Raw genomic sequence first — 18,301 nt, forward strand, 5'->3', positions numbered from 1 at the left:
GCCAGGCGCGCGCCTCAGCCTTGTCGGCGCCTTGGCGCCAGGCTGGCCAGCGCTGCCAGGCCAGCCGCCAATAGCGGCAAGGTTCCCGGCAGCGCCACTGGCGTGACGACTGGCACGTAGACCAGTTCGGAACTGTTCAGCATGTTCAACACCAGCGTGTAGTTGCCCGCCACCAGGTGATCCGTGACGGCGCTGTATTGCCCGCCGCACGTCGTGCCGATGCCGGTGCCTGTGGGTGCGCCGCAGCCGCTGGGGTCGTAGGTGAACATGCTGCCGCTGGTGAGCGGCGTTTGCGCGTAGCCGGTATTGAGGTTGGCGGCATCGGCCAGTTCGGTGCCGCCCAGGATACCGGAACCGAGGTTGCCGTCGGGCGCCCAGCTGAAGACGATCTGGCCATGTTCATCGATGATGCTAAACGTCATCGCCATATTCGTGGTGGCCGCCGAGCCTGTGCCGGCCAAGGCGTCCAGGTACAGCTGCATGAAGGGCAGGGCCTGGAAGTCGAAGGCCATGGTTGCGCCCGGTTGGCCGACGACAAAATTGACGGTCATCGCGGTGCTGGAACCATTGCGTCCCGAGGCGTCGGCGCTGCCGCCGCCCGCCAGGAAAGTTTCTGCCGCGTTTACGGTGTGTGTGCTGGTCGAGCCCGGTGGAAAGGGGGGGATTTGCGAGGTGAGGATTTGCGCCTCGCCGCGCGCATACGAGGCATTGCCCATGCCTTGCCGGGTAAAGTCGTTTTCTCCCTTGCTGACGGCGCCGCGTGTCGCTTGCGGCGCGTCGATCTCATTGCTGCCGCCGTTGATGATGCTGCTGCCGTTGAGCGTGGCGGTGGTGCGCGACAGGTCGATGTTGCTGAGCAGGGAGACGGAGCCGGAGGGATTGCTGATGACCAGGCCAAAGACACTGGTGTAGGAATAGCCGTAGGCGGCGGCGCTGGCGGTGCCGCTGCTGGCCAGCAGCAGAAAGGCTAACAAGACCGTTGGCAGTCGGGTGCAAGAAAATGTCGTCATGAAAAATCCTCATCTCCTGATCGGCCGCGTTGTAAGGAAAACCGACAGGCTTGCCACATAAAAAAGGCGAGGAGAGCCTCCTCGCCTGTGAATCCCCCTGTTGCCTGGTTCAGGCGGCAACCTTGCGGCGACGGGCATAGCCCAGGCCAGCCAGACCCAGGCCCAGCAGAGCCAGGGTGCCGGGCTCAGGCGCGGCCTGTTTCACCAGATCCACGCTTTCCACCGCATTCAGGGTCAAGGTGTAGTTGCCGGCTGTCAAAGCATTGCTGACGGAGCTGAAGTTGCTGCCGCACGCGGTGCCGACACCGGTGCCCGTGGGCGTGCCGCAGCCGGAAGGGTCGTAGGTGAACAGGTTGCCGCGCGTGAGGAAATTGGTCGCCAGGCTGGTGTTCAGGTTGGCGCCATCGGCGTTTTCCGTGCCGCCGAAGATGCCAGACCCGATCGCGCCATCGGGCGTCCAGTTGAACACCGTTGCGCCGGTTGCATCCGTGATGGTGAAGGTGACGACCAGGTTGGCCGTGGCGGTGGACAGCTGCCCGACCGTGCTTTGCAGGAAGACCTGCATGAAGGGCGAGGCCAGGAAGTCAAAGCTCAGCGTTGCCGTGGGCGAACCGACGATGAAATCGACGGAGAAGCCCGTGGTCGAGCCATTGCGCCCGGACGCATCGGCCGTGCCGGCGGGGCCGTCCAGGTGGGCTTCGGCCACGTTCACCACCTGGGTGGAAGTGGAGCCGGGCGGGAACGAAGGGAACTGCGTGCTGACGATCTGCGCATCGCCGCGCGAATAGGTGTTGGTGGGGCCTTGCTGCGTGAAGTCGTTCTCGCCCTTGGTGACGGCGCCGACGTTGGCGCGCAGGGCATCGAGCGAGCCGGCGCCGCCATTGATGACGCTTACCCCATTCAGGGTGGCCGTGCTGCGCGAGATGGTGGTGCTGTTGGCCACCGTGATCTGGCCCGTTGGCACGCCGATCACGAGGCCGAAGATGTTGTTGTAGGAATAGCCGTAGGCGCCCGCCTGTGCGCTACCTGCGGCGCACAGCATGGCCAGTGCCGCTGCGGCCGGGAGCAGTTTCAGTTTCGAGAGTTTCATTGTATTCACCTCGTGGTTGAGTGAGTCTGGAAGTCTTGCTGAGTCCTGTCGGCAGGTGCTCATGGCCAGTACCTAGCGACTTCCATGCCAACGCATGAGGCCCTTTTGAAATCAATGACTTGGCGTGTTTTTGTTGATGCAGTGCAGGCTTTGCCGGACTCGCTGTAAGAAAAACCGACGCTGCCCGTCAAGGCTGGCTGCCTTGCGGCAACGAGCCCAGCAGGGCGTGCACATGGGGTAGCAAGCGTTGCCCTGGTACATAGTCGCGCATGGCCGTGGCCAGCTGGCGCGCCGCCAGCCTGGCCCGGCCATCGTCGAGCATGCGCGTGGCGGCATGGCGCAGGGCGGTTTCCTGGAAGCGGTCGGCCCGCAGCAGCAGGCCGGCCCCGGCCTCCGTGATGCCGTGCATGTTGAGGAATTGATCGAGGTTGCCGGCGATACCGATGACGGGTACGCCCGCCGTCAGCGCCTGCTGGCTGGTGGGGCTGCCGCCGTTGCAGATCACCAGGCTGGCGCGCCGCGCGGCCGCGTCGCCCGGCAGAAAGGGCGCGACATAGGCGTTTGGCGGCACGGTGTCGACGCGGATGGTGCCGGCCGTGGCTGCCAATACGGTGACAGGCAGGGGCGCCAGCGCGCGCAGCACGCGCGGCAGCAATTGCCCCTGGCCGGAACTGCCCAGGGTGACATAGATGATGGGTCGTCCGCTGCTCAGTTCCGGACGCTGCCACCAGTCCGGCAAGTCGAGCGGCGGCGCCCAGATGATGGCGCCCAGGTAGTCGTGCGTGGGCGGCATGGCCTGCGGCGGGAACAGTTGCGGAATATCCGCATACAAGGTGCGGTCGGCATCCGTATAGATGCGCCGCAGGTCGCTGCCCAGCGAGGGCAAGCCATGGCGGCGGCGCACGCGGTTCAGGGGCACGGCATGCGAGGCGAAGGCCAGCGGGCGGATCAGGCGGAACAGGGGGGCGGCCAGCCAGATGGGCAGCAGGCTTGTCAGGGGCAGGCTGGGTACCGTGTAGTGCTGGCGCACGTACGGACTCCAATAGGCATTGCTGAGCGTAATGTAGGGAATGCGCTGCAGGCGCGCGCTGACCGACAGCGACAGGCGGAAGTCGCCGATCACGAGATCGGGCTGGACCGCATTGAGCAGGCGCAAGTCGTCTTCCACGTACGCGTGCAGGGTACTTTCAGTGTAGACAGGCTTGCCGTGGGCCAGCGCCTGCAGGAATTGCAGCGATGAAATGCTATCGATGCGCCAGCGCCGGAAGGAGGTTTGCTTGAAACAAAAGTCATAGCCATCGGCGCAGGCAAAATGCACCTCATATTTGTCCTCGTCGAGTCCCTGTGCCAGGCTCAGGGGGCGGCCAACGTGGGCCAGGGTCACTGCCTCGGCCATAAAGAGGATTTTTTTGCGCGCCATGGGAACCGCTGTACTCGCAGGAGGGGATGCCTGCCAGGTTGGAGTGGCGCCACGCCGTTTAGTTCCCCCGTCGCGTGCCACTGGCGGGCGCCAGGATTTGGCCGTATCGGCTAGAGTGGGGCAAAGGAGGTCACATGCAAACCCAATTCCGTCCTGCCCTGTTGCGTGCGCACAGCACGCCCGAACCCGATATGCCGCCACCGCCGGAAGGCGATCCCCTCGCGCCGCCGCCGGAAACGCCTCCCCACATCGAGCCCGTGCCCGTCGAGGAACCGACGCCGCCGCCACCGCCTGTGAAAATGCAGTGACGGGGCGCGGTGCGCCGCCGGCATGGCGGTGACAGGGAGATGTGCGCCGCGTTTATTTCCGATCGGAAATGGACTGCGCGGTGGCCGCTGGCGCCACGCCATTTAAACAACAAAAACGTCAATAAATGTTGCCGAGTGGATACAAATCAAACTCTAACTGTCGAGTGTCATGCGGCCGTCACGATTCTGTTCTTATAATGAGACATCATAAAAATTCTTGTACAGGAGACCATCATGGGCAATTCCTTGCATAACAAAATCTACCTGGGCCGGCGGCCTGTGATGACCAGCAAAAACCTCGTGGCGCTGGCCCTGGCGGGCGCCGTGGCGGGTTGCGGCCTGGCCTGGCTGCTGCTGCGCAACTATAAATAAGGGCTGTCCTGCCCGTCTTCCAGTCAGCCGTCCGCCGCGCGGGCGATGACTGATTCACGTTGCCTGTTGCCGATGCGCAGCGGGGCGCGTACCATGGGGGCCGAACACCTGGCCTTTTATGGAAAAGTAATGAAGAACGAGAAATTAACAACCGATGAATATGACGCGCTGGAGCAAGTTGCACGCGGCATCAAGACCGAGCGCCCCAGCGCTTGCGTTGCCCGCAATGCCAAGCGCCTGTCCGGCCTGAAGCTGCTCAGCTATGCACGCGATGGCCGTCTGTCCATCACCGAGAAAGCACAGCAACTGCTGTTCCTGCGCCGCTGCATCATGGGGCTGCGCGCCGTCGCCACCGATCCACTGACCAAGCTGGAATCGGACGTGGCTTATTTCCTGGGCAAGAAGGCCCACATCGTGGCGCGCGCCGAAGGCGAAGGCTACGACATTTCCGACAAGGGCCGCGAGTCGCTGGCCGACATCGACACCCTGGGCCTGTAAGGCTCACAACCGGCCCTCGTGGCCGGTTTTCACATCTCCCCTCACTTTTAATTTCCCCCTTTGGAGAATACTTTGGACAGCGCGATGAACTGGTCGGCCCACGAACTGACGATGACGGTCTTGATGACGCCCGATATGGCCAATTTTTCCGGCAATGTGCACGGCGGCACCATCCTGAAATACCTCGACAGCGTCGCCTATGCCTGCGCCAGCCGCTATTCGGGCAGCTATGTGGTGACCCTGTCGGTGGACCAGGTGATGTTCCTGCAGCCTATCCACGTGGGCGAACTGGTGACGTTCCTCGCGTCGATCAATTACACGGGCACGACGTCGATGGAAGTGGGTATCCGCGTGGTGACGGAAAACATCCAGCAGCGCCTGGTGCGCCACGCCAACAGTTGCTATTTCACGATGGTGGCCGTGGATGCCAACCGCAAACCGGTGGCCGTGCCGCCGCTGGTACTGGAAACGCCGGAACAGCACGCGCGCTTCGAGCAGGCCAAGCTGCGCAAGCTTTCGCGCCAGAAGGTGTCGAAGAAATAAGTCGTTGCGGACATAAAAAAACGGCCACCAGAGCGATCTGGTGGCCGTTTTTCATTGCATGCCTAGAGGCAATGGGAAACCGTGATTAACGGTCGCCGTAGCTGCGGCGTGCGCCGTCGGTGCTGCGCGGGTTGGAACCCTTGTAGCCGCCGCCGGTGCTCGGTGCGCCGTCTTTGCGTGGTGCGCCTGGCTTGCTGAACGTGCGTTGACCTGGCTTCGCGCCGCCACGGTTGTCGCCTGGTTTCCAGCCGCCTGGACGGGCGCTCGAACGTGGTGCCGATGCCGTTTTCTTAGGCTCGAAACCTTCGATGACATTGACCGGGATCAATTGCTTGGTGAAGCGTTCGATACGCTTGACGTTCATGCCTTCAGCGTGGTTCACCAGCGAGATGGCCAGGCCATTGCGGCCAGCGCGGCCGGTACGGCCGATGCGGTGGACGTAGTCTTCCGGGAACTTCGGCAGATCGTAGTTGAACACGTGGGTGATCGTTGGCACGTCGATACCGCGGGCGGCAACATCGGTGGCAACCAGCACCTTGACCTGGCCGCGGCGCATGCCGTCCAGGGTGCGGTTGCGCGCGCCCTGATGCATGTCGCCGTGCAAGGCGGCAGCCGAGAAGCCGGCGATGTTCAGACGGTCGGCGATGGTGTCGGCGTCACGCTTGGTGGCGGTAAACACAACAGCCTGGTCCAGCGATTCGTCGCGCAGCAGGTGGTCCAGCAGGCGATTCTTGTGCGACAGGTCGTCGACGAAGTGAACGCGCTGGGTGATGTTTTCATGCTTGTTGCTCGAGCTTGCCACCTGGATGACCAGCGGGTTCTTCGTGATGCGGCGAGCCATGTTGCCGACGACGCCGTCCAGCGTTGCCGAGAACAGCATGGTTTGACGGCCTTCCGGCGTCGCTTCCACGATCTTTTCGATATCGTCGATAAAACCCATGTCCAGCATGCGGTCGGCTTCGTCCAGCACCAGGATTTCCAGTTGCGAGAAGTCGATCTTGCCCGAGTCCATGTGGTCGATCAGACGGCCAGGGGTAGCGACCAGGATCTCAGGATTCTTGGCCAGCAATTGCATCTGTTTAGGGTAAGGCATGCCGCCCAGGATCGACACAGCCTTGATGCGGCGGATGCCGGTGCTGTACTTGTCGGTATTGGTGGTCACTTGCAGGGCCAGTTCGCGCGTTGGCGTCAGCACCAGCATTTTTGGCTGGGCGGCCTTGAAACGTGGACGCTCGCCGCGGGCGCGCGATGCTTGCATTTCCTGGTTCGGCGTCTTGCCGGCGGCGCTTTGTTCGGCGCTGGCCAGTTTGTGCAGCGATGGCAGCATGAAAGCTGCCGTCTTGCCCGAACCGGTCTGCGACGAGACCAGCAGGTCACGGCCTTCGATCGCGGCTGGAATCGCTTGCGACTGTACCGCGGTTGGCGCGGTGTAGCCCGATTCGGTCAGAGCGGCGATGATGGACGGATGCAGGCCTAAGGATTCAAATGTCATTCTTTTTCTTTCGTGAAAATCAGCGTTCTTGCAAAAAGCAGAACGCAAAATAGCAACGCCAACCAAAACGAAATGACTCAACTAGAAAGAAATTTCGGCACAAAAGCTTTGCGCCGGGACGGTGTCAGGTGCGACACACAAGGCGGGAGGGCTTTATAAGCGGCATCCTGTGGATGCGCTAAGGCTTGCGAAGCTGCTAAGTTTGTAGTGCATGTAACTGCGGTGTTGCCATCGCTTCAAGGAAACATATTGCAGCGCACAACGACACTATACCGTATTTGCAGCCGTTTTGCACGGCTTAAATGGGAAGAAACGACAGTCCTACCACGTTTTGATCATGTTTCCTATGTGAAATCAGTAAGAGTACGTAGTTTTCTTCCGTTTAATGGAGCATGGCCACGATGTCGGCGGGCAGCGGCGGCGCCTGTCGCGTTTCCCTGGCCAGGTTGATTTGCCGGGCCGCTTGCGCCACGTCGACCAGGCTGCGTTCCAGCTGGTAAGTCCCCTTGGCCTGCAGCCAAGCCAGCACGTCGGCCAGGTGCCAGATGGTGGCGCTGCCCTCATGCACGGGCGCGGGGAAGTTGTGGCGGTGTTTGTTCATCAGCTTGTGCAGGTTTTGGCGAGACAAGCCCAGCACTTGCGCCACGTCCGTCAGTCCCACGAAGTCGGGGGCGGCCTCGACCAGCACGGCCCCGGGCACGATGGCTTTCACATCGGCCATGGCGCTCAGCAGTGCTTCGCTGGCATTGCTGGCCTCGCGCGTGAATTCCAGCGCCAGGCGTCCCGCTTGCCCGATGCCGGCCAGGGCATCGTCGCAACCGCCGCCGCCCAGGCGATCGGCCAGCGCATCGAGGTCGGTTTCGTTATCGGGCAGGCGGTATTTGAGAGTAAAGATGTAATCCATGATGGCTACCCCTTGGATTTGCGTTGCATGCAGTCGTGCATCAGCTTATTGAAAGTGCAATTGTCGACCACCCGCCGTATCGCCCGCGCATGGTTGCCGGGATTTTTCGGCGTGCTCCAGATGCAGGCGATGCAGAATTCGCCGCAGCGGCAGCCGGCATCATTGTACGGGCAGTAGATCTTGCCCCAGACATGGCTGCCACCCGTTTCCACGCGCCAGCCCTGGCTTTCCGCGTGGCGCAATGCCGCTTCGATGTCTTTCTTCGGGTGCGGGGAGCGCGCCATGCGATGCCTCCAATGTAGGTCGATACTGGTCGGTTGTCAAGTGACAACCGCAAAACATCGGCCATCACCGCCTCACTCTACTTCGGGATTGACGGCCATCACTTGCGAAAAACCGCCATCGACGTAGGTAATCTCGCCCGTGATGCCGGAGGCCAGGTCTGAGAGCAGGAAGGCGGCCGTATTGCCGACCTCTTCGATGGTGACGTTGCGGCGCAGCGGGGCGTGCTCGGCCACAAAGCCCAGCAGTTTGCTGAAATCCTTGATGCCGGACGCGGCCAGGGTCTTGATGGGGCCGGCCGAGATGCCATTGGCGCGGATGCCGCGCGGACCCAGCGATTCGGCCAGGTAGCGCACGGATGCTTCCAGCGACGCCTTGGCCAGGCCCATGGTGTTGTAGTAGGGCACGGCGCGCATGGCGCCCAGGTAGGTCAGGGTCAGCACCGAAGCGCCCGGGTGCAGCAGGGGCAGGGCGGCCTTGGCCATGGCGGGAAAGCTGTAGGCGGAAATGTCGTGCGCGATACGGAAGCTGTCGCGCGACAGGCCATCGAGGAAGTCGCCGGCGATCGCTTCGCGCGGCGCAAAACCGATGGCGTGCACCAGGCCATCGAGATGTTCCCAGTGGCGCGCCAGGTCGCTGAAGACGGCGCTGATCTGTTCATCGCTGGAAACGTCGCAGTCGAATACCAGTTCGCTGCCGAATTCCGCCGCAAATTCCGTGATGCGCTCCTTGAAGCGTTCGCCCACATACGTGAAGGCGAGGGTGGCGCCTTCGCGGTGGCAAGCCTTGGCGATGCCATAGGCGATGGAACGGTTCGACAGCAAGCCCGTGATGAGGATTTTTTTGCCTTGCAAGAAAGCCATGACGACTCCTGTCTGGGTAGGTGGGCGGGGTGGGCGGATGTACAACCGGCCGCGACAGCAAAGCTGTGGCGGCCGGTGAGGTAGGTCAATACAGCTCAGGCGATCAGTGACGGGCCTTGGCGCGACTGTTGCCACCGCCGCGCTGGATGCGCGGTTTCACCAGGGAAATTGGCGCGGCTTGCACCTTGCCACCCTTGGCGGCGCGGCGCAGTGCCTTGGCGGCCCGTTCCGGACGGTCCGCTTCCAGCAGCATGGTGGCGCTGTCGGCGATTTCCTGGGTGATGTCCTTGTTCATCGTGGCCGAAGTTTTCGGCACGAGGATGGTGGAGCCGGCACGCAGGCTGGTGCGCTGGGGAATATTGTTGGCCTGGCGCAGCACATCGGCCGTGGTGCCGAATTTCGACGCCAGGGTTTCGATGCGTTCGCGCGCATTGGTGATCTTGTGCGTCGTCCAGCTGGACAAGGCATGGCCCCATTGCGCCAGGTTGGTGGTGAACTTGGCGGCGTTTTCCTGCGGCAACAGAATCTTGGTCTTTTCACCGCCGATGATGACGGGGCGGTTAAATTGCGGATTCAAGGCCTTGAATTCATCCATTGACAGCTCGGCCAGCTGGGCGGCAACGGTGATGTCGATGTCGCTAGTCTTGTCGATGGCCGTGAAATACGGCTGGTTGTCGACCACGGGCAGGGTCAGGCCGAACTGGGCCGGATTGGCGATGATGTTTTTCACCGCTTGCAGTTTCGGCACGTAGTTGCGCGTTTCGGCCGGCATCAGGTCGGCCAGGCTTTCGAAGTCGGTCGGCTTGCCCAGCGCCTGGTTTTTCTTGATGGCCCGCTGTACGGAGCCTTCGCCCCAGTTGTAGGCGGCCAGGGCCAGTTGCCAGTCGCCAAACATGTCATACAGGCGCTGCAGGTAGGTCAGGGCCGCATCGGTCGAGGCAAGCACGCCGCGGCGCTCGTCCTTGAACATGTTTTGCTTGAGGTTGAAATCACGCCCGGTGGCGGGCACGAATTGCCACATGCCGGCCGCATTGGCGCTGGAGAATGCTTGCGGGTTGAAGGCGGACTCGATGAACGGCAGCAAGGCCAGTTCCGTCGGCATGCCGCGCTTTTCCAGTTCCTGCACCACGTGGAAGATGTAGCGCGACGCGCGCGCCGTGGTGCGGGCGATGTAGTCGGGGCGGGTGGCGTACCAGTTGACGTGGTTCGCCACCAGCTGGTTGTTGATGTCGGGAATCGCATAGCCGCTGCGGATGCGGCCCCAGACGTCGGCTTCGCGCAGCGGATCGGAATTATCGCTGAGGTTTTTCAGCAGACGGTCGGTCTTTTGCAGGCGGTTGTCGAGGGTGGGGAGTTTCGCCGTGACCTGGGCGGTCATCGGGATCAGGGCGGGTGCGGCGGCGGCGACTGGCGCGTTATCGCTCTCAACACCGGCTTCGTACGCCTGGCTGAGGGCGGGCGCAAGCGCCAGGGCCAACGCCGCCAGGACGGTAGATTTAAAGGAGTTTTCGTGCATAGTGTTCCATTGTTGTCGTCGGAGAAACATCGGACAGACCCATGATCAAGCAGCGAGTGTACGTATATCCACATGCAGGAGTCAAGAATTATGTCAGCATGATGACAGGAAATAAGCGGCAATAAGTGGGTAACGGCTGAGTTTCCATTCGCAAATGCTGTCATTATTGCAAATTTAATTTGCCCGATACGTGATTCGGCCGCTGTTATAGCATACATGGCGAGGAGGCTGGCGCAAGCCTGGATGGCGCCCGGTATGAGGCTGCGCAAAAGTGCGTACAATTTGGCTTTGGCCGGCCATTCAGCCGCCGGCCGCCTTATTAATAGAGAGTCAAGTATATGAACACCCCGCCGCGCCACGACGACGACAACGCCGTCATCATCGCCAATACCGTTGCCTGGCTGGAAAAGGCCGTGATCGGCCTGAACCTGTGCCCGTTCGCCAAGGCCGTGCACGTCAAGAAGCAGATCCGTTACGTGGTATGCGAATCGGGCAATCCGGAAGATCTGCTGGCGATGCTGATGGACGAGTTGCAAACCCTGGCCGACACGGATCCCGAGCAGATCGACACGACCCTGCTGATCCATCCGTACACCTTGAACGATTTCCTCGACTACAACGAGTTTCTCGACGTGGCCGACGCGGCCGTGGAAGACATGCACCTGGCCGGCGAACTGCAAGTGGCCAGTTTCCATCCGAATTACCAGTTTGCCGAAACGTTCGAGGACGACATCAGCAACTACACCAACCGCTCGCCGTACCCGACCCTGCACCTGCTGCGCGAAGACAGCATCGAGCGCGCCGTCGAGGCGTTCCCGGAAGCGTCGGAGATCTTTGACAAGAATATTGCCACGCTGGAAGCGTTGGGTACCGAAGGCTGGGAAAAGCTCGGCTTGCCGAAGGTGTCCTGATGGCGGACAAGGAATTGCCGCCGCGTCCAGACACGCCCTGCGTGGCCGTGTGCTCGACAACCTTCGATGAAATCTGCCGCGGCTGCGGCCGCAGCGTAGTGGAAGTGGCCCACTGGGTGTCGATGACGGATGAAGAAAAGGAAGTGGTATGGGTGCGGATTCTTTCGCAAGGCTATCCGCGCCGGAATACCTGATTTAACCCAACTGCAACTGTCGGGGTCAGACCAGACGGGGGAATGCTTCCCAATGGGAAGCATTCCGATTCCGAAGGAACTGACCCCGGTACTTTTGGCGCTAACGATCAGAAGCTGCCGATGAAGTCTTTCTTGCCCACTTCAATGCCGTTATGGCGCAGGATGTCGTACGCCGTCGTCGCGTGGAAGAAGAAGTGCGGCAGCGCGTAGTGGAACAGATAGGTCTGGCCCGTGAAGTGCTTGGTCTTTTCGCCGCTGCCGGTGGTGATGGCGCGCGTTTCGCTACCGTCGATGTCCGCTTGCGGCAGGCTTTCCAGGAAGGCGATGGTTTTCACGATGCGCGCTTTCAGTTCCGCAAAGCTCTGTTCGCTGTCTTCATACGGTGGCACGGCCACGCCTGCCAGGCGCGCGCCGCAGCCCTTGGCGAAGTCGGTGGCGATCTGGATCTGGCGCACGAACGGCAGCATGTCCGGGAACAGGCGGAATTGCAGCAGGGCGTTCGGGTCGATTTTCTTGTCTTGCGCGTGCGTTTCCGCCTTGTCCAGGATGGTGGCCAGGCTGCCCAGGATCTGTTTGAAGACGGGGATCGAAGCGGAGTAGATGGAGAAGGTCATGGTGGTTCCTCTAGGTAAAGTGGCGCGATGATAGCAAGCTGCGCGCTTTTCTGCTGGCGCCGGCCGGACGCGCCGGGCGGCGTGTGGTTTTTCAACCCTGTTTATATGACATGAGGTAGCCGTTGGCGTGTGTTTATTGGTGACTTTCCCCGCTTTTTCCATGCATAATTGCTCCTGATAAAGTTTCTTCCCGCCTCACCACCCGATTCCCCTGTAAAGTCAATGATCGCCCGCCTGATCCCTGTTGCCCTGTTGCCGCATGTTTAATTCACCTTACCAGCGCCTGCGCGCCAGCCTGCGTGTGCTGTACGGCTCGTCTATCTATGGCGCCTTGCTGCTGGTGGTGTTTGGCGGCCTCGTCGTTCCCGCCATCTTCGGCAGCTATGTGCTGGTCGGCGTGCATGAGCGCCAGTCGGCGCGCACCAGCCTGAACGAAGCCTTGCAGCGCAATGCCGATATCCTGGCGCTGGGCATGCAGGAGTCGCTGTGGAACATGAACGCGGAATCGGCCCATTCGCTGGTCGAGTCGGTGATGCGCGACCGTTCCGTGCTGCTGGTGAAGGTGCTGGGGCAGGGCGACACGGAATTCATCCGCCTGCAGGCGCCGCAGCGGCCCGTGGGCAATCTGTACCGCGCCGAGCGCGACATCTTCGTGCGCGGCGAACGCATCGGCCACGTCGTCGTCGAGATGGACGATGCGCGCAGCCAGCAGGAGCTGCGCGAAAAGCAGATCTCCTATATTTTCGTGCTGGGCGCGCAACTGGCCGTGTCGATGGCGCTGATCGTGCTGTTCCTGAACCGCCGCCTGTTGAAACCCCTGCGCCGCCTGACGCGCTTTTCCGACCGCCTGTCGCACGGCGATTTCGACACGCCCCTGACCTCGCACAGCACTGACGAGCTGGGTCGCCTGACGGCCCAGCTTGAGCAAATGCGCGCGGCCATCGGCCAGTTGTTCGAGGATGTGGGCCAGCGGGAAGAGCGTTTCCGCACCATCGTCACGCAGGTGCCGGGCGCCGTCTTCCGCTACCGGCCCGACGGCCCCATCGATTTTGTCAGCGATGCCATCGAAGAGATTTCCGGCTATTCGGCGCGCCAGTTCATGCGCGGCACCACGCATGCCTGGGCCGACCTGATCTGCCCGGAAGACCGCCGCGAGCACCGCCGCGCCGTCCGCCAGGCGGTGGCCGAGGTACGTCCATATGCGCTCGAATACCGCATCATCGACGCTTTCGGCATCGAGCGCTGGGTGGCCGAGAATGGCCAGCCGCAGGCGGGCGAGCAGGGCGTCATCTGGGTCGACGGCATCATTGCCGACATCAGCCAGCGCAAGCACCACGAGATGCGCATCGAAGCGCTGCTGACGGAGCAGAGCGCGATTCTCGACAACGTGATGTTCGGCGTGATGTTCGTGCGCCACCGCCGCATCATTTCCGTCAACCGCCGCTGCGAGGAACTGTTCGGCTACGAGCATGCCGAGATGACGGGTAATTCGACGGCCATGGTGTTTATGAGTTCGTATGACTTCGAGGAGGCGGGTGAGCGCCAGTATCCGGCGCTGGCCATGGGCGGCGATTTCAGCGAGGAGCGCCAGTACAAGCGCCGCGACGGCAGCCTGTTCTGGGCGTTGGTCAGCGGCTGCGCGCTCGATCCGCTGCGCCCCAATGAAGGCAGCATCTGGGTGTATGCCGACATCGCGGCGCGCAAGGAAGCCGAGGAAAAACTGCGCCTGTCGGCCACCGTGCTCGAACATATCGCCGACGGTGTGATGGTGGTCGATGCCAGCGGTATCATCGTCACCGTCAATCCCGCCTTCACGCAGATCACCGGCTATGCCGAAGCGGAGGCGGTGGGCCAGCACTCTTCGCTGACCCGCTCGGCGCGCCACGACTCTGCGTTCTACGAAGCCATGTGGAACGAGCTGAAGGCCAGCGGTTTCTGGCGCGGCGAAATCTGGCATCAGCGCAAGAATGGCGAGCTGTATCTGGAGTGGCTGACCATCAGCGCCGTGCGCGACGCGCGCGCCGGCACCACGCATTACGTGGGCGTGTTCAGCGACATCACCCTGATCAAGGAGTCGCAGGAAAAGCTCGACCACATGGCCCACCACGATCCGCTGACGGCCCTGCCGAACCGTTTGCTGTTCCACGACCGCCTGCAGCACGCCTTGCTGCGCGCCGCGCGCGACCAGGAGCAGCTGGCCGTGCTGTTCATCGACCTGGACCGCTTCAAGAACGTCAACGACACCCTGGGCCACCATGTGGGCGACGAACTGCTGCAAAAGGTGGCCGGCCAGCTGGCGGCCCGCCTGCGCGAGGGCGATACCCTGGCGCGCCTGGGCGGCGACGAGTTCATCGTGCTGCTCGAACGCGTCGACGGCGAGTACGGTGCGACGCAGGTGGCGGAAAAGCTGATGACCATGTTCGACCAGCCGTTCACGGTGGCCGACCACGAACTGTTCGTCACCTGCAGCGTGGGCATCAGCCTGTATCCGGACGATGCGCTGGACTTGAACATGTTGATCCGCAATGCCGACGTGGCCATGTACCAGGCCAAGGCGCGCGGGCGCAACGGCTACCGCTTCTATGCGCCGTCGATGACGGGCGAAGGCGTCGAGCGGCTGCGCCTGGAAACCTTCTTGCGCCGCTCGATCGAGAAAAACGAGATGTTCCTCAATTACCAGCCGCAGGTGGAAATCGACACGGGCCGCCTGGTCGGCGTCGAGGCGCTGGTGCGCTGGAACCACCCGGAACTGGGCCTGGTGCCGCCCGCGCGCTTCATCCCGCTGGCCGAGGACAGCGGCTTCATCAACCAGTTGGGCAAATGGGTGCTCGACGAAGCATGCCGCCAGATGATGCGCTGGCAGGCGCAGGGCTTGCACGTGCCGAAGATGGCCGTGAATCTGTCGGTAAAGCAGTTCGAGCGGGGCAGCATCGCCGGCATGGTGGCCGACATTCTGAAGGAAACGGGTCTCGAGCCGCAGCGCCTGCAGCTGGAAGTGACGGAGTCCGTCATCATGAACACGGGCGATGCGCTCGGTTTCATCAACGACTTGCACGCCATCGGCGTGGGCCTGGCCATCGACGATTTCGGCACCGGTTATTCCTCGCTCGCGTATCTGAAGCAGCTGCCCGTGCAAACCCTGAAGATCGACCGCTCCTTCATCAAGGATATCTCGACGGACGTCAATGACGAAGCGATTGCGATTGCCATCATCCAGCTGGGCAAGAGCATGCAATTGTCCGTGATCGCCGAAGGCGTGGAGACGGAAGAGCAGGCGGCTTTCCTGCTGCGCCATGGCTGCAAGCTGGCGCAAGGTTATTTTTATAGCCGCCCGGTGCTGGCACAGGATATGCTGGAGCGCTGGATCGACCCGCTGGATCAACCACTAACCAATTAAAGGGTATCCCATGGCCGGAGAAAAAAATACGTCGCGCCGCCGTTTCCTGCTCCGCGGCCTGGGTCTCGGCGTGGCCGGCGTGGGTGCCCTGGTGCTGGGCTGGGGCGTGCTGCCGCCGCGCCAGCGCCTGCATGGCAGCGTGCCGCTGCCGCTCCAGGATGGCGCCGTGGCGCTGAACGGCTGGCTGGCCATCGGCACCGACGGCGCGGTGACCCTGGCCATGCCGCGCAGCGAGATGGGGCAGGGCGTGCACACGGCCTTGCCGATGCTGGTCGCAGAGGAGCTCGACGTGCCGCTGTCCAGCGTGAAGCTGATCCAGGCGCCCATGGACAAGATCTTCGGCAATGTCGCCATGCTCCAGGACGGCTTGCCTTTCCACCCGGACGACCAGGGCCGCGTAAAAGCGCTGGCCCAGTGGACGGTGGCCAAGGCGGCGCGCGAGCTGGGCGTGATTGTCACGGGCGGCTCGTCGAGCGTGAAGGATGGCTGGGGTCCCATGCGCGAAGCGGGCGCGTCGGCGCGCGCCATGCTGGTGGGGGCCGCCGCCGCGTTGTGGCAGGTGCCGGCTGCGCAGTGCCGCACGGAAAATGGCGCAGTGTTGCACCCGGATGGCCGGCGCGCCAGCTACGCCAGCCTGGCGCAGCGCGCCGCCGCAATCGACCCGGGCACGCCCGTGCTGAAGCTGCCCAGGGATTTCAAATTGATCGGCCAGCCGGCGCCGCGCCGCGACACGCCATCCAAAGTCAATGGCAGCGCGCGTTTCGGCATCGATGCGCGCCCGCCCGGCATGCTGTATGCGGCCCTGCATCTGCCGCCGCGCCTGGGCGATATCCTGTCCGCGTTCGACGCGGCGCCCGTGCTGGCCATGCCCGGGGTGAAAAAGGTGCTGGACCTGACGCCGCACCTGGCTCAGCGCAGCGTCTCGTGTGCCGCCGTGGTGGCCGACACCTGGTGGCGCGCCAGGCAGGCGGCGGCCGCCTTGCCGACGCAGTGGAAGGCTGGCCCGCAGGCGAATTTGTCCAGCGCCGGCGTGTATGCGGAGTTTGCCCGCCTGCTCGATAGCGAAGCGGGCTATGCCTATCACGCCAGCGGCCAGGTGGAAAGCAAGGCCGTGCAGGGCATGCGGCAGGTTAGCGCCGAGTACCGCGCGCCATTCCTCGCGCACGCCGCCATGGAACCCGTCAACTGCACCGCGCAGGTCAAGGATGGCAAGGTGATGCTGTGGGTCTCGACGCAGGCGCCCGGCATCGCCGTCGATGTGGCGGCGAAAGTGGCCGGCGTCGATGCGAAGGACGTCGTCATCGAGGTGCTGCTGCTCGGTGGCGGTTTCGGCCGCCGCCTGGAAGTGGACATGATCGCCCAGGCCGTGGCCATCGCACTGCAGTGCGGCGGTGCGCCCGTGCAGCTGGTGTGGACGCGCGAACAGGATACGCAGCATGATATGTACCGTCCCGCCGCGCTGGCCCGCTTTGCGGCCCGCCTCGATGAACACGGCCGCATCGCTTCCTGGGACAACAAATCCGTCAGCGGCTCCATCACGCACCAGTTTTTGCAGCGTAATTTCGGCTTGCCCGGTGCGGGGCCGGACAAGACCACGGCCGAAGGCGAATTCGACATGCCGTATGAAATTGCCAGCCAGCGCATCGCCCACGTGATCGCCGACAGTCCTGTGCCCATCGGTTACTGGCGCTCGGTGGGGCACTCGCACAACGCTTTTTTCAAGGAAAGCTTTATCGACGAACTGGCCCACGCGGCGGGGCAGGATGGCATCGCTTTCCGCCGTGCCATGCTGGTGCGGCACCCGCGCCACCTGGCCGTGCTCGATGCGGCAGTTGCCAAGGCGGGAACGCCTCCGCCCGGCCATGCGCATGGCGTGGCCTTGCATCAGTCGTTCGGCAGCATCGTCGCGCAAGTGGCGCAAGTGTCCGTGGAAAACGGAGAAATCCGCGTGCAGCGCGTGGTGTGCGCCATCGATTGCGGCATCGCCGTCAATCCGAACATCATCGCCCAGCAGATGGAGTCGGCCGTGCTGTTTGGCCTGTCAGCGGCGCTGGGTGGCGAGATCACCTTCAAGGAGGGGAAAGTCGAGCAGGCTAACTTCCACGACTATCCCGTGCTGCGCATGGGGCAAACGCCCGAGGTGGAAACCGTCATCATCGCCAGCGCGGAACACCCCGAAGGCGTGGGAGAGCCCGGTACGCCGCCGATCGCGCCGGCCGTGGCCAACGCCGTGTTCATCTTGACGGGAAAACGGCTGCGCAGCCTGCCGCTGCGCCTGGGTTAATTTACATCAAGCCAGGGTGGCGGCGAGGAGGTTGCGCAGATTGCAGTCGCGCTGCCAGTCGCGCCGCTCCTGCGTGCTGCCGGCCAGCGCCGCCAGTTCCGCCCCGCTGAGGGCCTGCTGCGCCTGCACCATGCGGTGCGCCAGGCCGCCGTCGGGCAGCACGGTGCCGAAGAAGGCCACGTTGTCCTCGTGCTGGATCAGCAGGGTGGGGAAGTTGTCGATGTCGAGGTCGCCCACCACGTCGGCCTGGTCTTCGATGTCGACCCAGACGAAGACGGTGTCCGGATGGCGCGCGGCCAGTTCCTCGAATGTGGCGCGGTAGCTGCCGCAAGTGCCGCACCACAGCGCGCACAGGCAGGCCACCGTCCAGCGCGGGCCGGCCAGGGCTGCCGCGACGTCGGCGCGGTTATCGGTCGTGAGGGTCAGGCTGTGCATGGTCGTATCTGGTTAGTAGGGCGATGGGCGCCGGGCGCCCGATGCGCGTATTCTACCGCGCCCGGCCACCGCAGTCCCGGGAATGCATGGGCTTGTTTATCCGTGTTTTTTGATGCAATACACCTTTCTGGTGGATAATGCTGGTAATTGCGCGCTGATTACGCTGGT

The 18,301-nt window shown here is 62.9% G+C and carries 18 protein-coding genes; 8 read left to right on the forward strand and 10 right to left on the reverse strand.

Translation table 11 applies throughout. The annotated features are described in order from the left end of the window. Positions 1 to 14 precede the first annotated feature (14 nt). The 3 genes from IGS58_RS07795 to IGS58_RS07805 form a co-directional block, all read right to left on the reverse strand. On the reverse strand, positions 15 to 1,010 hold the full coding sequence (locus IGS58_RS07795; RefSeq protein ID WP_230521023.1) for an EDSAP-1 family PEP-CTERM protein: 996 nt from the start codon (positions 1,008 to 1,010) through the stop codon (positions 15 to 17). A gap of 109 nt (positions 1,011 to 1,119) precedes the next feature. Next, a complete protein-coding gene (locus tag IGS58_RS07800) occupies positions 1,120 to 2,100 on the reverse strand; it encodes an EDSAP-1 family PEP-CTERM protein (protein WP_070255383.1) in 981 nt (326 codons plus the stop codon). 187 nt (positions 2,101 to 2,287) lie between these two features. Further along, entirely contained in the window at positions 2,288 to 3,520 is a 1,233-nt protein-coding gene (locus IGS58_RS07805; RefSeq protein WP_230521024.1) for a glycosyltransferase, read from the reverse strand. 134 nt (positions 3,521 to 3,654) lie between these two features. On the opposite strand from IGS58_RS07805, the gene IGS58_RS07810 reads away from it, so the two are divergent. The 4 genes from IGS58_RS07810 (at position 3,655) to IGS58_RS07825 (ending at position 5,241) form a co-directional block, all read left to right on the forward strand. Beyond that, positions 3,655 to 3,828 (forward strand): hypothetical protein, encoded by a 174-nt coding sequence (locus IGS58_RS07810; protein WP_230521025.1) that lies wholly within the window; start codon positions 3,655 to 3,657, stop codon positions 3,826 to 3,828. 234 nt (positions 3,829 to 4,062) lie between these two features. Beyond that, complete coding sequence (locus IGS58_RS07815; RefSeq protein WP_162483240.1) at positions 4,063 to 4,200, forward strand: hypothetical protein; 138 nt, start codon at positions 4,063 to 4,065, stop codon at positions 4,198 to 4,200. A gap of 129 nt (positions 4,201 to 4,329) precedes the next feature. Next, positions 4,330 to 4,698, forward strand: coding sequence for a hypothetical protein (locus tag IGS58_RS07820; RefSeq protein WP_034779283.1), 369 nt, complete (start codon positions 4,330 to 4,332; stop codon positions 4,696 to 4,698). A gap of 84 nt (positions 4,699 to 4,782) precedes the next feature. Continuing rightward, positions 4,783 to 5,241, forward strand: coding sequence for an acyl-CoA thioesterase (locus tag IGS58_RS07825; RefSeq protein ID WP_034750191.1), 459 nt, complete (start codon positions 4,783 to 4,785; stop codon positions 5,239 to 5,241). An 85-nt stretch (positions 5,242 to 5,326) separates the two neighbouring features. Here IGS58_RS07825 and IGS58_RS07830 read toward each other — a convergent pair whose 3' ends face one another. The 5 genes from IGS58_RS07830 to IGS58_RS07850 form a co-directional block, all read right to left on the reverse strand. Continuing rightward, positions 5,327 to 6,733 (reverse strand): DEAD/DEAH box helicase, encoded by a 1,407-nt coding sequence (locus IGS58_RS07830; protein ID WP_035820280.1) that lies wholly within the window; start codon positions 6,731 to 6,733, stop codon positions 5,327 to 5,329. Between the two features lie 382 nt (positions 6,734 to 7,115). Next, a complete protein-coding gene (locus IGS58_RS07835; protein ID WP_230521026.1) occupies positions 7,116 to 7,637 on the reverse strand; it encodes a helix-turn-helix transcriptional regulator in 522 nt (173 codons plus the stop codon). Positions 7,638 to 7,642: 5 nt separating this feature from the next. Further along, positions 7,643 to 7,921, reverse strand: coding sequence for a hypothetical protein (locus tag IGS58_RS07840; RefSeq protein ID WP_230521027.1), 279 nt, complete (start codon positions 7,919 to 7,921; stop codon positions 7,643 to 7,645). A 72-nt stretch (positions 7,922 to 7,993) separates the two neighbouring features. Next, complete coding sequence (gene fabI, locus IGS58_RS07845; RefSeq protein WP_034779273.1) at positions 7,994 to 8,782, reverse strand: enoyl-ACP reductase FabI; 789 nt, start codon at positions 8,780 to 8,782, stop codon at positions 7,994 to 7,996. A 103-nt stretch (positions 8,783 to 8,885) separates the two neighbouring features. Next, complete coding sequence (locus tag IGS58_RS07850) at positions 8,886 to 10,298, reverse strand: transglycosylase SLT domain-containing protein (RefSeq protein WP_034779271.1); 1,413 nt, start codon at positions 10,296 to 10,298, stop codon at positions 8,886 to 8,888. Between the two features lie 338 nt (positions 10,299 to 10,636). Between IGS58_RS07850 and IGS58_RS07855 the strand changes: the two genes are divergently transcribed. Both IGS58_RS07855 and IGS58_RS07860 read left to right on the forward strand, forming a co-directional pair. After that, positions 10,637 to 11,209 carry a DUF1415 domain-containing protein gene (locus IGS58_RS07855; RefSeq protein ID WP_034779269.1) on the forward strand — a complete coding sequence of 191 codons (573 nt, stop codon included), beginning with the start codon at positions 10,637 to 10,639 and terminating at the stop codon, positions 11,207 to 11,209. Next, on the forward strand, positions 11,209 to 11,403 hold the full coding sequence (locus IGS58_RS07860) for a DUF1289 domain-containing protein (protein ID WP_070255368.1): 195 nt from the start codon (positions 11,209 to 11,211) through the stop codon (positions 11,401 to 11,403). The genes IGS58_RS07855 and IGS58_RS07860 overlap by 1 nt, the downstream gene beginning before the upstream one ends. Before the next feature lie 107 nt (positions 11,404 to 11,510). Here IGS58_RS07860 and IGS58_RS07865 read toward each other — a convergent pair whose 3' ends face one another. Then, entirely contained in the window at positions 11,511 to 12,017 is a 507-nt protein-coding gene (locus IGS58_RS07865; RefSeq protein ID WP_070255365.1) for a DUF1993 domain-containing protein, read from the reverse strand. 259 nt (positions 12,018 to 12,276) lie between these two features. On the opposite strand from IGS58_RS07865, the gene IGS58_RS07870 reads away from it, so the two are divergent. Next, positions 12,277 to 15,414 (forward strand): EAL domain-containing protein, encoded by a 3,138-nt coding sequence (locus tag IGS58_RS07870; protein WP_230521028.1) that lies wholly within the window; start codon positions 12,277 to 12,279, stop codon positions 15,412 to 15,414. Between the two features lie 10 nt (positions 15,415 to 15,424). Further along, complete coding sequence (locus IGS58_RS07875; protein WP_230521029.1) at positions 15,425 to 17,698, forward strand: xanthine dehydrogenase family protein molybdopterin-binding subunit; 2,274 nt, start codon at positions 15,425 to 15,427, stop codon at positions 17,696 to 17,698. A 6-nt stretch (positions 17,699 to 17,704) separates the two neighbouring features. On the opposite strand, the gene IGS58_RS07880 is transcribed toward IGS58_RS07875, so the two are convergent. Continuing rightward, entirely contained in the window at positions 17,705 to 18,133 is a 429-nt protein-coding gene (locus tag IGS58_RS07880) for a thioredoxin family protein (protein WP_230521030.1), read from the reverse strand. Positions 18,134 to 18,301: the final 168 nt, after the last annotated feature.

Origin of the sequence: Janthinobacterium sp. EB271-G4-7A (assembly GCF_020858075.1) — a bacterium.
Classification (GTDB): Bacteria; Pseudomonadota; Gammaproteobacteria; order Burkholderiales; family Burkholderiaceae_D; genus Janthinobacterium; species Janthinobacterium lividum.

What these genes read in the sequence shown, in the direction of transcription:
- IGS58_RS07800 (WP_070255383.1), bottom strand. Translation starts at nt 2,100, where the DNA reads ATGAAACTCTCGAAACTGAAACTGCTCCCGGCCGCAGCGGCACTGGCC.
- IGS58_RS07870 (WP_230521028.1), top strand. Translation starts at nt 12,277, where the DNA reads ATGTTTAATTCACCTTACCAGCGCCTGCGCGCCAGCCTGCGTGTGCTG.
- IGS58_RS07825 (WP_034750191.1), top strand. Translation starts at nt 4,783, where the DNA reads ATGAACTGGTCGGCCCACGAACTGACGATGACGGTCTTGATGACGCCC.
- IGS58_RS07810 (WP_230521025.1), top strand. Translation starts at nt 3,655, where the DNA reads ATGCAAACCCAATTCCGTCCTGCCCTGTTGCGTGCGCACAGCACGCCC.
- IGS58_RS07820 (WP_034779283.1), top strand. Translation starts at nt 4,330, where the DNA reads ATGAAGAACGAGAAATTAACAACCGATGAATATGACGCGCTGGAGCAA.
- IGS58_RS07850 (WP_034779271.1), bottom strand. Translation starts at nt 10,298, where the DNA reads ATGCACGAAAACTCCTTTAAATCTACCGTCCTGGCGGCGTTGGCCCTG.
- IGS58_RS07865 (WP_070255365.1), bottom strand. Translation starts at nt 12,017, where the DNA reads ATGACCTTCTCCATCTACTCCGCTTCGATCCCCGTCTTCAAACAGATC.
- IGS58_RS07875 (WP_230521029.1), top strand. Translation starts at nt 15,425, where the DNA reads ATGGCCGGAGAAAAAAATACGTCGCGCCGCCGTTTCCTGCTCCGCGGC.
- IGS58_RS07815 (WP_162483240.1), top strand. Translation starts at nt 4,063, where the DNA reads ATGGGCAATTCCTTGCATAACAAAATCTACCTGGGCCGGCGGCCTGTG.
- IGS58_RS07880 (WP_230521030.1), bottom strand. Translation starts at nt 18,133, where the DNA reads ATGCACAGCCTGACCCTCACGACCGATAACCGCGCCGACGTCGCGGCA.
- IGS58_RS07860 (WP_070255368.1), top strand. Translation starts at nt 11,209, where the DNA reads ATGGCGGACAAGGAATTGCCGCCGCGTCCAGACACGCCCTGCGTGGCC.
- fabI (WP_034779273.1), bottom strand. Translation starts at nt 8,782, where the DNA reads ATGGCTTTCTTGCAAGGCAAAAAAATCCTCATCACGGGCTTGCTGTCG.
- IGS58_RS07805 (WP_230521024.1), bottom strand. Translation starts at nt 3,520, where the DNA reads ATGGCGCGCAAAAAAATCCTCTTTATGGCCGAGGCAGTGACCCTGGCC.
- IGS58_RS07855 (WP_034779269.1), top strand. Translation starts at nt 10,637, where the DNA reads ATGAACACCCCGCCGCGCCACGACGACGACAACGCCGTCATCATCGCC.
- IGS58_RS07840 (WP_230521027.1), bottom strand. Translation starts at nt 7,921, where the DNA reads ATGGCGCGCTCCCCGCACCCGAAGAAAGACATCGAAGCGGCATTGCGC.
- IGS58_RS07835 (WP_230521026.1), bottom strand. Translation starts at nt 7,637, where the DNA reads ATGGATTACATCTTTACTCTCAAATACCGCCTGCCCGATAACGAAACC.
- IGS58_RS07830 (WP_035820280.1), bottom strand. Translation starts at nt 6,733, where the DNA reads ATGACATTTGAATCCTTAGGCCTGCATCCGTCCATCATCGCCGCTCTG.
- IGS58_RS07795 (WP_230521023.1), bottom strand. Translation starts at nt 1,010, where the DNA reads ATGACGACATTTTCTTGCACCCGACTGCCAACGGTCTTGTTAGCCTTT.